This window comes from Alistipes intestinihominis (genome assembly GCF_040095975.1).
Lineage (GTDB): Bacteria > Bacteroidota > Bacteroidia > Bacteroidales > Rikenellaceae > Alistipes > Alistipes senegalensis.
On record NZ_JBBMFL010000010.1, the window covers coordinates 1 to 14,456 of the forward strand.

Consider the following 14,456-nt stretch of genomic DNA (forward strand, 5'->3'; position numbering starts at 1 on the left):
TACTTGGAATTGCAAACGGAATCTCCTCGTCAATGCACTTCTCCTCCCCTGTGGCGAGAAACTTCTCATAATAGGAATTGTCCTCACCACGATAGATGATAGATTCGTTCTTGTCTTTTTTGATTTTCTTCTCTTTGACCAACCGAGCCTTTTCCTCCCTAATCCGTTCAAGAAGTACTGATGCAGGTTCGTCATTCGGATCTTGCGGTACAAGTTTTCCCTGTATCGCCCATTGAAGTATGCTGTTTTTTAATTGCTTTCCGTTCATTTATTAATCTTCGGCTTGTACTCTATATGAGAAATACTTGGAGTCTATCTTTACTCCATTTTTAAGTTTTGAATCCATCTCCTTATTCATTGTTGGGAGAAAAGAAAAATAATTTTGAATAGCAGACATAATGCCGGCATTGCAACTCTTGTTTTTTACCCAATTCTGGGGAATAAAACTTTTGTTGTTCTGTTCGCAATTGTTTTTTTCTGCTGAAATAGCACTGTTTAAACAGTTTGCAGCAATATTAATTATGCTATCAACAAGATTGTTTTCAGAGGCAACTTTTAAGCACTCACTTGGTGATGGTACATTTGTTTGATTGTTACACTTTGCAAAAACCATTGATATGGCAAAAAGAAGATGATATGGAGCATAAGCCTTCATGGTTAGCAGTTCCTCTTCCAATCCTAATGGGTTCTCCTGAGTCCAAGAATCCATTATTTTTCTCATCCAAAACGACAGTGCATAAGCATCTTCTGGCAAATAATCGTTCTTGAACAATGTATTGAAATACTTGTCAAAAATCTTAGTTTCACCATAAGATAAATTCGGTCTTTGCATGTACCAAGCTGTAAGATTCTTACCTAGATATGACAATTCTATACAGTACTGCTTGTCCTTGTCTGCTGGTATGGTTTCACCTCTTTTGGTCGCAAAGAATCCATTAGAATATTTTGCTTCATATGCCTTTTTGAGTTTCAATACCTGCTTACTGTTACTACGTAAATCTCTTGCCTTTACTGCACTTTGTGTGTTTGTGTTAATGCTAATAGAATCTGCTCTATCTCTTTGAGGAATTTCATAGAATCTGAATAGGACATAAGCATCATTACGCTTTCGCACATTTTCACTACAACTTAAAATAGTATTCAATGATTGACATCCATTTACAACATTCAATCCATAAAGTTTAAACTCGCCATTGCCACATTCTTCAATTTTGTTACAAATGGCTGTTATTCCATTATGAAAGAAGAAGAAGTCACCACATTTATTCGGATCGTTTATGGTTTTCTTGATCTTTTTATTTACAGTATTGTTAATACCTAAACTTTGTCGAACATTTTTCTGGAACAACGATCCATCTTTTATACCAGGGAGTTTTATACATTCTTTTAAAGGCATGGCTGCAACTATTACGCTTGTCCCCCCCCCTAATTCTGTCGTCATATATTTACCAGCTTCAAGCTTGATAGTATGGTTTAAAGTTGGATTCGTTTGTTCAATAACACAGCTATAAGCATCTTCTAAGCCTTGTTTATCAACCACGGAGAATTGGGTACTATAATTCAATTCAGCATCATCTTCCTCTGATAATTTGGTTTGGAATGAATGTATATCATCCATAGCCGAATCCGTAAAGATAGAGGTTGTTATTAATTCAAAACATACACAGTAAGAGTCATCTTCTAATGCTGTTGCTATTTCTGATATTTTGGTTTTTAATTTAGGATTAGCATTTTCCTGTAATTGGGCTAAGTTGCTAAACTGGCTCCAAGCAGATATAACTTCTCTCACAGGTGTTGCATCAATAGATTCACCTAGATAGTATTTCCCTTGCACGATATATATTTTTTGCTCGTCTTCATCAATATATACAGCATCTATTTGCTTGTCATTTGCTCCATCTGTAATCGCATCTTTAGCTTGCCTTTGATCTAAAAGATGTATGTTACGCATATACCACGCAACAAAACGTTGACCATCATTAGGAAAATTGTTTTTATAATAGTCTTGTGCAATTTCGTTTTTTATTATTTCAAGTATATTAGCCATAATATAATCAAATTATTAGTAATCTTCGCCTTGTATTCCTAACTCTCCTTTGCTCATAGCATTGGCAATATCTATTTTCAGTTCTTCGTCATAATCTTTACTTGTCAAAAAGCTATTGACGATGCGTAGCAGCAAATCTTGGTCGATGTTCGATGCTGCCACGTGATAAATAATAGATTCCAATGTTCGCATACAGATACAAGCGTGCCAATAGTAATTGTTTTTGTGTAAGAAGTATGCACCCAAAGTCAGCGCAATACGTTTATTCCCATCATTGAAGAAGTGCCCGGAACAGAATCTATACATCAGATAGGTTAATTTGTCGGCAAAAGTAGGATAGTATAAATCGTTTTGCACAAAATCCAATGCAGCACGAATACCGCCTTCATCACGCACCCCCTCAAAGCCCCCATTACTGGCATCAATCATTTTGCCATAGATATTTAAGACTTCATCGTAATCTATGTAAATAATTTCCTTACTCATCCTCTGCCTGTTTTAAGCGTTTCAGTACATCTTTATTGTCCGCTAAAATACGGTCAAAATCAATAGACTGGTCACCTATAAACCGTTCAAACTCCTCAGGAGTAACAGCTTGCAGGTAGTCTGCAATGTTACCATGATACGCATCCCGGAAACTGAAATCCCTTGAAGCCATTTTTGTTCTGGCATCATTCAGATAAGGTTTCTGCATGGGATGTTCTGCAAGATCATTTACAATACGCTCCACTTCGTCAATAGTAAGTTTCCTACCACCATTTTCCTTGAATCGTTCATTGATAGCTGCCCCTATACCGTTTTCAAATGAAGAAATTACCAATAACACCTCTGAATACAGCGTATGCCTAACATTATCCTTTGTGTCTAATTTCAATACTTCCCGGTACTCCTTGGCATTCTCCTTGAATACAGCCTTGTATATGGCATCTGTAATTTGAGAATATTTGTATGTGGGATGTCCGTCCACATATTGATTGATGGCAGAAGTGAGATTTTTACGATAGTTTTCCTCTGTGATTGCGGCAGGAAGATAATTCACATCTCTACGATTAATATATTTTGTTCCTCCACCTGTCTTTTCATTAATGGTCGTAATCACAAAATCCAAGATAAGACTACGGACTTTTTTAGCTTTCTCACTCTCTGTAAGCAGCATACCTATATTTAAGAAAGAGCGGAAATTAAATAATCCGAGCTGCGTTGTTTTGCTCGCCTCATTAATAAGGTGAGCAAATTCCAACTTAAACTCTTTCAGCTGTTTACCTTTACATAAAATATATCCATTATGCTTCAGCTCATCAGAATTTGATTGCAAATAACGATCTATTGTAGACGTATCAACTTGATAGAAGTCAGCAACCATTTTTTTTGTAAAGCGGTATTCTCCATCAAAGAGCATTCCTTCTATATCAAGATGCTCCTGTACCTTACTGACCGCGAAACGATTGTTAAGTACATTCTGTCTTTCTATGTTTGAGATTGTCAAATCTTTCATATCACTTCACAATTATCAGTTACACGATTTTATATCTATGCCGAGAATCTTTTGAATCTCGGCCAATGTCTTATCTATTTCATGGTCAAGAGCTGCCCGTTTCTTGTAATAATCAGCAAGTAGTTCGGCTGGAGGCAAAATTTCTTCATCTTCTTTTGGGAACTTGCATAAGTCGAAATTGCAATCAGAGTCAATCAGATCTTTGACTGAATAGCAACGTGCTTTCTCGTTTCCTTCCTCAATAATGATTTCCTTACGGTCATTCCACCATTCTTTAATAGAATTACAATGCTCAGGACGCATCGGTTTTGTTTTGGAAAAATGTTTATATCCATCCGGCATATCCAAACGATAAAACCATGTCTCCTTAGTAGAGTAATCTACAGGTGAATCTTCTGCCTTTTCGTTATTGAAGAACAGAATGTTGGTTGCAATAGGGGTATATGGTGCGAAAATACTACCCGGCAATCGGATAATAGTATGCAGATTGAAGTCTCGCAGCAATTTTGTCTTGATAGCAATCTTGGTATTATCTGCCCCAAACAGGAATCCATCTGGGACAATGACCGCAGCACGACCGTTCTTCTTCAACCGGTACATAATAAGTACCATGAACAGGTCAGCAGTCTCGCTGCTTCGCATGTCAGATGGGAAATGCGACTTGACATCAGATTTCTCATTGCCGCCGTATGGGGGATTCATGAGTACTACGTCAAATTTATTATCCTCTGTATAGTTGAGAACATCTTTAGTCAGTGAATTGTCATGAAATACCAATGGCTTATCAATGCCGTGGAGTAAGAGATTTGTTACACACAGCATATAAGGGAATTGTTTCTTTTCTATACCAAATACGGATTGATTAAACTTCTCCCTGTCTTCAGCAGTAACCACGCGCTTGTCAAGTTCTCCAAGCCAACTGGTAATAAAGCCACCGGTTCCACAAGCAAAATCTGCCATTTTCTCCCCAATCTGTGGTTTGATTATTTCCGCCATAAATTCAGTTAAAGCTCTCGGCGTATAAAACTCGCCGGAAGATCCGGCGGACTGCATTTCCTTGAGTATGTTTTCATAAATTTCACCGAAAGCGTGACTTTCTTCATAGTCGGCAAGATTGAGATCATCAATTACATTCAGAACCTGTCGGAGTTGTACTCCGTCTTTCATATATTGGTTGGCATCCTCAAAAACAGTTCTTACAATTGCTTGCCGGATAGGTGTGTTGGGAGCAATCTCTATCTTCTTGAGTTTATCAAATACCACATTGTTGACAAATGACAGCAGGTCATCTCCCGTCAGGGCATGCCCGCTTCCATCATCATGAGCCCAATTGCGCCAACGGCATTCTTCGGGAATAATAGATATATAATCATCCTCCATTTCCCAGTCATTCTCTTTCTCGTCATAAACTTTAAGAAAGAGCATCCATGCCATCTGCTCTATGCGCTGTGCGTCACCATTGATACCGGCATCATTGCGCATTATATTACGTATCCGTTTTACGAAATTTGACAAACTCATATTTTACTTTTTTATGCTACATTATATATCAGTTGAGTCAGATTGTTTACGGCATTAAGGTAACCTTGCTTGCCGCCAAACAGTCTGGCTATGTTTGCCGGGGAGCCAAATCTTCTGAACGGGTCGTTTTTCAAAACCGAAAGATTCTCCAGTTCAGAAATACCCTCGTCCATATATTTGTCAAGCAGGGCTTCAAGAACGAGTCTGGCTTGCTCTCCATATTTACTAAAGACATCTCGTTTCTTTACTTGCTCTGCTCGTTCTCGCCTTGTCAAGGTCTTCTTTCCGTATGCAATATGACATATAAAGTCAAAGTCATCCACATCATCCATATTCCGGTCATGCTTAAGAGCAACAAGGTCAATACCGGCTTCTTTAAGCATTTCCGCTATCTCGCTTTTCCTTTTTAGGGTATTCCACTTAGTCGTAAAGGTTTCTATTGTCGCATATGTATCGATAATATTCTTCTTTGTATAATCTGTGATGCTTTCTGTGCGAAGCAGTTTTCCGTTTGTATCATAAACGGAAACTACCTTATTGATAACTTTTACTTCACAACCATTTTTATCCACAATAGGTTTTGGTCGTGGCACCGGTGTCGGGCACTCACAAGGATTTTTGCCACAGACGGGACATGCCGAAGGTGGAGTAGGTTTTGGACAGACACAAGGATTTTTGCCGCAAACAGGACATGGCTTCGGAGGATAGTCCGGATCAATCTCTATCGGACCATCCCAATCCGGATCAGCAAAAAGGCGTGTCACATTGCGAAAGTCCATTACTACAAAATGTGTTTTGCCTTCTTTTTCACGAATGCGGGTGCCTCGTCCTATAATCTGCTTGAACTCTGTCATTGAGCCGATCTGTTGGTCGAGGACTATGAGTTTGACCATTTTGCAGTCAACACCAGTTGATAGTAATTTACTGGTCGTAGCTATTACCGGATATTTTGATGCAACAGAAATAAAATAATCCAGTTTCCCTTTGCCATATTCATCGCTGCCGGTAATGCGGACTACATAGTCGGGATTCTTTTTGCACATGTCTGCATTGGCATTGACCAGTGCGATTCGCATTCTCTCCGCATGCGCTTCATCAGCACAAAATACAATGGTTTTTGCCATACGGTCTGTGCTTTTGAGATAGTTGGTTATTTCTTGCGCTACCTCCCGATGGCGATCTTCAATCACGATGTTATAGTCGTAGTCACTGTTGTTGTATATCCTGTCTTCGATTTCATTGCCGTAAATATCCTTTTGGCCTTTGATTGGTCGCCACTCATCTCCGATGTTTGTTGTAATATTTATGACTTTAAACGGAGCAAGGAAGCCATCTTCTATCCCGTTCTTCAAACTATATGTATAAACAGGCTCGCCAAAATATCCTATGCTTGATTGATAACGTGTTTCTTTTGGCGTTGCAGTCATGCCGATGTGTGTTGCAGAGGAAAAATAATCCAGTATAATGCGCCAGTTACTGTCATCTTTGGCACTTCCTCTATGACACTCATCAATGATTACGAGATCAAAATAATCAGGATTCGGGAAAAGCTCCTGATAGTTTTTTGCATCATTTTGTCCAATAAGTTGCTGGTAAAGCGCAAAATACACTTGATGAGAAAGCAATTCCTTCAATTTGTCCTTGTCTTTGGAATAATCTATTTTATGGATTACTTTTTCCAAAGGCTTGAAATCTTGTTCAATGGATTGATCTACCAATATATTGCGGTCGGCAAGATAAAGAACTTTTTTCTTCAGTCCGCTTTTAAGTAGTCGCCAAACTAGTTGAAACGCAGTGTATGTCTTACCTGTACCGGTAGCCATCACAAGTAAAATACGGTTTTGCCCTTTTGCAATGGCGTTGATAGTACGATTTATAGCATTTAGTTGATAATATCTTGGAGGGAAAATATTTTGTCCACTACACAATGACTGGTTAATGACAGCTTCCTCCTGTTCATTAAGCCCGTTTCCTTCGTTTATCTCTTTTTTATACCGCTCAATCAATTCTTCGCGGGTTGGAAATTCATCCATAGCGAAAAATCGTTCCTGTCCGGTTAGAAAATCATGCTCGGCAAAACCTTCTCCATTAGAGCTGAACGCAAATTTGACATCAAGCATTTTTGCGTATTCCATTGCCTGTTGTAAACCATAGGAAACAGTGTGCTTGGTATCTTTTGCTTCAATAATAGCAATTGGTGTAGCTTTATTCACATAAAGCACATAGTCAGCAAACTTTGGTTTCTCACGATGCACAATATTGCCATGCAAGCTGATTTTACCATCGGTAAATTTCACTTGTTGTTCCATGAAAATACTATCTTTTGTCCATCCCTTGCTTGTGATGGCATCGTTGATGTAGCGGAACTTTATATCTTCCTCTGATAATTCATGACTAATGCCCATGTTCATATAATATTTTATTATCGGAAGTTACAGACCAAAATAAATAGCCCCTATCGGCTAAACATCATTGGCGTTCATTCTTGTCCGTTATTAAATCTTTCAGGTCAACCTGAAGAATTTCTGCAATTTGCTGAAGAGTCTCCAAGTTGGGCTGGATTCTATTGCAAGCATAGGAATTGACCATACTGAAACTCTTATCCAGTTTTTTTGCCAACCATGTTTGAGAAATACCCTTCTCTGCCAAGACGGCTTTTATCCTGTTTAATTTCATATTATGCCTTGATTGAATAGTGCAAATATAGGGAATAATATTCGATAAATGAGTATATTTTATTATATTTGTATGATGTAAGTAATTGTAATGTCAGTAACATAAATGTTAAACAATATGGGATATGAATTAGATTTGCTTCCTGTTGGAAACGGTGAAAAAAGTGGAGATGCTATTCTTTTACGTTGTGGTGATTTAAATAGGGGAAAATCATCGCAATGTGTAATCGTAATTGATGGCGGATATAAATGCACAGCAGAAAATATTAAGTCTCAATTACAAAAATATTATAACTGCATTAATGACTCGGGACGTCTTCAGATAGATTTAATGATACTGTTGCATCCTGATACAGATCATGTCAGTGGACTTGTAGAATTGGCTAAAGATCCAGATATACAAATTAATAATATTTTGATGCATAGGCCTTGGGAAGAGATTGGTGTTACATGGTTCCAAGATGGTAGAATTACAAAACATTCATTAAAAGAACGACTTGCAGATGCTTTTGAAAAGGCTTATGAGTTAGATCAAGCAACACGAAATGCTACAAAATTATCTCCTGCCCCTACAACTTATACATGTTGCGGGGCTAAATTACATATATTAGCTCCATCAACTAATTTGTATAAAACTTGTATTGCTAAATGCGAGAAGACCCCAACTTCCATTTTTGAATCAACTGTAAAAAAAGGAATATCATTTTCCAAGATTACTAACGAGGAAAATTATTCAGAAGGAGATAGGATAAATTGGTACTATGATGAGCAAACTTCTGAAATCAACGAATCTAGTTTTGTTATATTGTTTGAATATGAAGGTGATCAAATTTTGCTAACAGGCGATGCTGGAAAAAAGGGACTTAAAGAAGCAATAGAGTATGCCAATGCTAATGGATTAGATTTATCCAAGGTTGGAATAATAAAAATGCCACATCATGGTAGTAGAAAAAATATCACTCCTGAAATTATGGATAAATTAGGAGCTAGTGGCTCATCGTGCTATATCTCTTGTGTTAAAAATGATGAGGGACATCATCCTTCAAAACGTTTAGTGAATATGTTAAATCAGAAAGGCTTCAAGGTATATGCAACGCAGGGATCTATTTTACATTATGGTCGAAATGCGCCTACTAGAGAAGGCTATATAACTGTATATCCCAAAGATAATTATTCGAGAATGGAAACAAAATGAAAACAATATGTATTGATATAGATGGCACAATTTGTAGTTATACAGAATGGATTGACGCCACACACTTTGGAGATATTATACCGGGTGCTGTAGAAATGATTAGAAAGTTACACGATGATAATTGGTATATTATAATATATTCGACAAGATCTGATAACATCCTTATTGAAAAATTCTTAAAATCAAATCATATTTATTTTGATTCAATTAATCATAATCCATATCAGCCAATCAATGCGATTGGAGCTAAACCTCTTGCAGATGTGTATTTAGATGATAGGGCTATTACTTTTAATGGGGACTGGCATCAAGCATATATGGAAATCACAAAATTTACACCTTGGCAATTAAAGATGACGACAATGAATACACCAGATTGTGAATACCAAAAAGATTTTCTTCTTGCCGATTACGAGCAAGCAATGGAAATGCTTCGGCATTATGACAAGTTTCATTGGGATATAACAAAATTTTGTTTTAGTCAAATTTTAGTTGTCATTGGAGCATGTTGGTATATATATGAAAAAGCAAACGCAAATTTCAAAGTGTTCAATTTCTTCGGAATAGAGCTGTCAATTATTGTTTTATTACTTATAGTGTCTGGATTATTTGCCTTATTGTGTATTTTTGCCTTATTGCGTAATAGAGGGTATTTCTGTAAGATGTCGAATTATATTAATGAACATCGAAATCATTGCTTAAAGATGTCTCCTTTAGGATTCACAAATCAAAGTAGAATGTGGACAGATTACAAGTATCCAAAACTTTTTGATTTGACAAGTACTCAATTTATTAGTGTATATTTACTGTCTGTATGCTTAGTCGCTTTTACATGTACATCTGCATATATGCTAATAAATAATTGTAAAATTTTGGCATGTATTGTCACTGGTTTAATAACATTGTTTATCATTATAGGATTGGGATGGTTAATATGTGCCAGAAATTATAAGTAATTGATTTGTTTGTCCACCCATTCCTCCTATCGCCTCAGACCGTCTCAGACGGTGCGGTTTGTTTGTGCAAAATTTATTGATTTTACGTAATATATTGATAATCAATATATAAAGATCTCTTCAACGAGGAGGAATACTAATGAAAATGCGGAGTTCGGGCTCCGCATTTTTTATTGACAGGCTTGTGCTGTCCGCTATTTCGTGGCGACGTAGAACAGGTCGAAACAATCCGCCCCGACCGGACCGATACGGTAGTCGTCCATCCGGATCGAGGTCGTCAGGTCGGTGTTCTGACGGAGGAGCTTGCGGCGGTTGAACCGGTTCAGCAGGTCGTAGGGCAGTTGCAGCAGGCGGCGCGGCAGGCGGTGCTGGAGGTCCAGAACGTCGAACCGCGTGATGCGGCGGACGCTGCGGCGGTTCTCTTCGTAATAATCCATCACTTTTTCATTTCCGAACACCCCGAGGGTCTCGACCGTGGAAAAACTCCCGGCGAGGAGCCTCCGGAGTTCTTCGGCCGTGTATTCGCGCATGTGCCACGGATTGCGTGTCAGCGACATCGGCGCGTTGGGGGTCGTCACGATGAAACGTCCGCCCGGACGCAGCACCCGGGCGATCTCGCGCACGAAATCGCCGTCGCGCCGGATATGTTCGATCACCTGGAACGAAATCACGCAGTCGAAACTTCCGTCGGGAAAATCCAGCGGCGGCACTTCGGCCTGCCGGAATTCGACATTGGGCAGTTGCAGCAGTTCCGGCGCCGGGACGTGCTTGTCCACGGTGACGAACCGCCGGGCGCGCGGTGCCACGACTTCGATGCCGTAGCCGCTTCCCGTGCCGATTTCGAGCACGTCGCCCGCGATGCGTTCCGCTGCGGCGTGGTAGGCCAGCAGCGAGCGTTGGAATACGAAATTGTCGGAAGCCTCCGCCGACACGCGCTCTGCGGTGTTAATCTTCGTCATGGGTCTTGCTCTTTATTCCCTTTTCATCGACCTCGACTTCGCCGCGCTTCAGGAGCATTCCCAGCGAACGCTTGAAGACCTTCTTGCTCATCTGCGTCAGCCGCACCACCTCCTCCGGGGCGCTGTCGTCGTTCAGGGGGAGAAATCCGCCGTTGTCGCGGACCAGCCGGAGCAGCGTTTGCGCCGAGTCCTTCACCTGCGCGAATCCGGCCTGCTGGAGGCTTACGTCGATGCGGTTGTCCTCGGTGATGCGGCGGACGTAGCCCGTCAGGCGGTCGCCGACGGCCACCGGACGGAAGATCTGGTTGCGGTAGATCATGCCCCAGTGGCGGTTGTTGACGATCACGCGGTAGCCGATCTCGCTTTCCGAGGCGACGAGCAGCGAAACTTCCTCGCGGGGTTTCACCGAGATCAGATCGTTGTTGATGAAGCCCTTGAGTTTGGTCGTGGCCACGCAGCGGCCCGTGATGCTGTCTTCGTAGAGGTAGACGACATAGCTGTGCCCGGCCAGGATGCCGCCCTGCTGGTTGCGGTTCGGGAGGAAGAGGTCCTTGCCGTGGAGTCCCCAGTCGAGGAAAGCTCCGTGGGCCGTCTTGTCCACCACGCGCAGGAAGCCCGCCTCTCCGGCGCGCAGCAGCGGCGTTTCGGTCGTGGCCACCAGCCGGTCTTCGGAGTCGTGGTAGAGGAACACCTCTTTCCGGTCGCCGACCTTGTCTGTCAGCGAGGTGTAGCGGTTGGGCAGCAGAACTTCGTTCTGTTCCTCGTCCGCGAGGTATAGTCCGTATTCCGATATGCGGCTTACGGTGAGGGTTTGTGTGCGTCCTGCTCTGAGCATTGTCGTTTGTTGAGAGATACGGTGCAAAAGTACGTTTATTTTCGCCCGAATCCAAACATTGCAGTCCTGCCGGTCGGAAGAAATCGCGCTTTTGTCGCGGCTTGGGCCTCTCTTTTTGCGTTTTGACCGGAAAAAGGCTATCTTTACCGGAAACAGAAAACGATCCCGCCATGAATTTCCGCCGATTCCTGCCGCTGCTCTGGGGCGGACTGCTGGCTGCCGCTGCCGCATGGGCTCAGCCTGTCAGCACGCTCTACGACAAGGCCGAATACCGTATCGCCATGCGCGACAGCGTGCGCCTCCACACCTCGGTCTATACCCCCAAGGCCCCGGGGCGCGCCCCGATCATCATTTTCCGCACGCCTTACGGCACAGGGCCCTACGGCGCGGACGCATTCCCCGCCGGGCTCGAAAAAGGCTACCTGCGGAGCTATGTCGATCGCGGCTATATCATCGTCCAGCAGGACGTGCGGGGGCGTTACATGAGTGAGGGCGAGTTCATGCACGTCCGTCCGGTGGGATTCGGTGACGTGGACGAGGCCACGGACAGCTACGACACGGTGGAGTGGCTCGTGAAACACATCTCCGGCAACAACGGCCGCGTCGGGTTCGCGGGCAGCTCCTATCCGGGCTTCTACGCCCTGATGGGGGCCCTGAGCGGACACCCTGCGGTGAAGGCCGTCTCTCCGCAGGCTCCCGTGACCGACTGGTACATGGGTGACGACGTGCACCACAACGGCATTCTGATGCTGAGCGACGCCGTGCGGTTCCTCAATTCGATGAACACCTCTTCGGGACACACGCCGACGGACCGGATGCCCCGGCGCGAACTGACCTTTTCGCCCGATGACCGCACGTTCTTTCTGGAACACCCGACGCGGGCCGACCTGACGACGCTGCTGGCTCCCAACGCCTTTTGGGAGGAGATGTCCGGACACCCCGACTACGACGAGTGGTGGCGGGCCCGCGACACGCGCCGGGCGTGCTACAACATCCGCCCGGCGATGCTCGTCGTGGGCGGCACCTACGACGCCGAGGATTGCTACGGGGCGTGGAATCTCTACCGGGCCGTGGTGCGGCAGAGCGCGCAGACTCCGGTGCATCTGGTCGTGGGGCCGTGGTCCCACGGGGCATGGCGCGGCGACGGCCGCAGGCTCGGGGACTTCGACTTCGGCGAGGAGGCTTCCGGACGCTATTACATGGAGCATTTCGAGGCGCCGTTCTTCGACTGCCACCTTTGGGCCCGCGATACGGTCGATCGGCTGCCGCCCGTGGCGGTCTTCTCCTCGGGCGACGACCGCTGGCATGCGTTCGGTCGCTGGACGCCCGCCGGGGCCCGCCGGATGACCTTCTACCTGGCCGACGGAGGCCGCCTCACGACGGAGAAACCCGCGGCCAGGAACTCTTCGACGAGCTATCTGTCCGATCCGGCCGATCCCGTGCCGTACCTCGAAACTCCGGGTCTCGGGCGGCCCAAAGAGTATATGGTCGCCGACCAGCGGTTCCTCGCGGGCCGCAAGGACGTGCTGACCTTCGTAACCGAACCTCTTGCGGAGGATATGACCCTCGTGGGACCCGTCGAGGCGACGCTCGAAGCGGCGTTATCGACCTCGGACGCCGATTTCGTCGTGAAGCTGATCGACTGCTTCCCCGACGACGGCGGCGAGGCCGGGATGCAGATGCTCGTGCGGGGCGATGCCGTGCGGGGACGCTACCGCGACGGATTCGCACGCCCGAAAGCCTTTTCGCCGGGCAAACCCGAGTGCGTGCGGCTGCGCATGCCGGACATCGCCCATACGTTCCGTGCCGGACACCGCATCATGGTGCAGGTGCAGAGTTCGTGGTTTCCGCTCATGGAGCGCAGTCCCCAGCAATTCGTGGATTTGTGGAGCTGTGCGGCGTCGGATTTCGTGCCCTGTCGGGTGACGCTCTTCCACCAGCGCGACCGTGCTTCGTTCATCTCCGTCCACAAACTCTGATTCCGATGCAGTTGCGTATCGCTCTCTGTCAGACCGACATCGCGTGGGAACAGCCTGCGCGGAACCTCGCCTGGCTGGAGCCGCTGGTGGCCGGTGCCGATGCCGACGTGGTGGTGCTGCCCGAGCTGTTCGCCACAGGCTTCACGCTCGATCCCGCCCCGGTCGCCGAAGTCCCCGGCGGGGAGGTCGTCACAGCCTTGCGCCGCTGGGCCGTGCAGTACGGCAAGGCCGTCGCGGGCAGCGTCGCTGTCGCCGAAGGAGGCCGCTTCTTCAACCGGATGTATTTCGTGACGCCCGACGGCGGGTGCGCCCGCTATGACAAACGCCATCTGTTCGCGCCCGGCGGCGAAGCCCGGAACTACACGCCCGGCAGCGACCGCGTGGTGGTCGAATACCGGGGTTTCCGGTTTCTGCTGCTCGTCTGCTACGACCTGCGGTTCCCGGTTTGGAGCCGCTGCCGCGGGGATTACGACGCCATCCTGTGCTGTGCTTCGTGGCCCGCGTCGCGCCGCGAGGCGTGGCGGACGCTGCTGCACGCCCGGGCTGTCGAGAACCAATGCTACGTCGCGGGGGTGAATCGGGTGGGGGACGACCCCTCGGGGCATTACGCCGGGGATTCGCTCCTCGTCGATTTCAAAGGCCGCACGCTGGCCGAGGCCGGCGACCGTGAGCAGACGCTCTCCGCGGCGTTCGACGCCGATGCGCTGGCGGCTTTCCGTACCGAATTCCCCACTTGGCGCGACGCGGACGATTTCCGGATTCGAATGTGATTCGCATGGCTTGTTTTTCAGGCG

At 45.4% G+C, this 14,456-nt stretch carries 12 protein-coding genes and 1 pseudogene; 4 read left to right on the top strand and 9 right to left on the bottom strand.

The genetic code is table 11. From position 1 onward, the window contains the following. From WMO46_RS09360 to WMO46_RS09390, 7 genes and pseudogenes are all read right to left on the bottom strand, one after another. Window positions 1-268, bottom strand: a pseudogene (locus WMO46_RS09360) (restriction endonuclease subunit S); the annotation flags it as partial. A 3-nt stretch (window positions 269-271) separates the two neighbouring features. Then, window positions 272-2,047 carry an AIPR family protein gene (locus WMO46_RS09365; RefSeq protein ID WP_349094225.1) on the bottom strand — a complete coding sequence of 592 codons (1,776 nt, stop codon included), beginning with the start codon at window positions 2,045-2,047 and terminating at the stop codon, window positions 272-274. 15 nt (window positions 2,048-2,062) lie between these two features. Further along, window positions 2,063-2,533 carry a Fic family protein gene (locus tag WMO46_RS09370; protein ID WP_019129799.1) on the bottom strand — a complete coding sequence of 157 codons (471 nt, stop codon included), beginning with the start codon at window positions 2,531-2,533 and terminating at the stop codon, window positions 2,063-2,065. After that, complete coding sequence (locus tag WMO46_RS09375; RefSeq protein WP_349094226.1) at window positions 2,526-3,542, bottom strand: DNA-binding protein; 1,017 nt, start codon at window positions 3,540-3,542, stop codon at window positions 2,526-2,528. Before WMO46_RS09375 ends, WMO46_RS09370 begins: the two co-directional genes overlap by 8 nt. Window positions 3,543-3,557: 15 nt before the next feature. Further along, entirely contained in the window at window positions 3,558-5,063 is a 1,506-nt protein-coding gene (locus WMO46_RS09380; RefSeq protein WP_349094227.1) for a class I SAM-dependent DNA methyltransferase, read from the bottom strand. Window positions 5,064-5,074: 11 nt separating this feature from the next. Beyond that, window positions 5,075-7,468, bottom strand: coding sequence for an EcoAI/FtnUII family type I restriction enzme subunit R (hsdR, locus tag WMO46_RS09385; RefSeq protein ID WP_349094279.1), 2,394 nt, complete (start codon window positions 7,466-7,468; stop codon window positions 5,075-5,077). Window positions 7,469-7,532: 64 nt separating this feature from the next. Continuing rightward, the gene (locus WMO46_RS09390; RefSeq protein ID WP_349094228.1) at window positions 7,533-7,739 is read right to left on the bottom strand and encodes a helix-turn-helix domain-containing protein; all 207 of its coding nucleotides are present in this window, start codon (window positions 7,737-7,739) and stop codon (window positions 7,533-7,535) included. 117 nt (window positions 7,740-7,856) lie between these two features. Here WMO46_RS09390 and WMO46_RS09395 point away from each other — a divergent pair, with 117 nt between their 5' ends. Then, window positions 7,857-8,933 carry a ComEC/Rec2 family competence protein gene (locus WMO46_RS09395; RefSeq protein WP_349094229.1) on the top strand — a complete coding sequence of 359 codons (1,077 nt, stop codon included), beginning with the start codon at window positions 7,857-7,859 and terminating at the stop codon, window positions 8,931-8,933. Then, entirely contained in the window at window positions 8,930-9,889 is a 960-nt protein-coding gene (locus tag WMO46_RS09400) for an HAD family hydrolase (RefSeq protein ID WP_349094230.1), read from the top strand. The genes WMO46_RS09395 and WMO46_RS09400 overlap by 4 nt, the downstream gene beginning before the upstream one ends. 194 nt (window positions 9,890-10,083) lie before the next feature. Here WMO46_RS09400 and WMO46_RS09405 read toward each other — a convergent pair whose 3' ends face one another. After that, on the bottom strand, window positions 10,084-10,848 hold the full coding sequence (locus WMO46_RS09405) for a class I SAM-dependent methyltransferase (RefSeq protein WP_349094231.1): 765 nt from the start codon (window positions 10,846-10,848) through the stop codon (window positions 10,084-10,086). Beyond that, window positions 10,835-11,683, bottom strand: coding sequence for a CvfB family protein (locus WMO46_RS09410; RefSeq protein WP_019150044.1), 849 nt, complete (start codon window positions 11,681-11,683; stop codon window positions 10,835-10,837). The genes WMO46_RS09405 and WMO46_RS09410 overlap by 14 nt, the downstream gene beginning before the upstream one ends. Before the next feature lie 170 nt (window positions 11,684-11,853). Here WMO46_RS09410 and WMO46_RS09415 point away from each other — a divergent pair, with 170 nt between their 5' ends. Beyond that, on the top strand, window positions 11,854-13,662 hold the full coding sequence (locus tag WMO46_RS09415; protein ID WP_349094232.1) for a CocE/NonD family hydrolase: 1,809 nt from the start codon (window positions 11,854-11,856) through the stop codon (window positions 13,660-13,662). Between the two features lie 5 nt (window positions 13,663-13,667). Further along, window positions 13,668-14,432, top strand: coding sequence for a nitrilase-related carbon-nitrogen hydrolase (locus WMO46_RS09420; RefSeq protein WP_349094233.1), 765 nt, complete (start codon window positions 13,668-13,670; stop codon window positions 14,430-14,432). Window positions 14,433-14,456 lie beyond the last annotated feature (24 nt).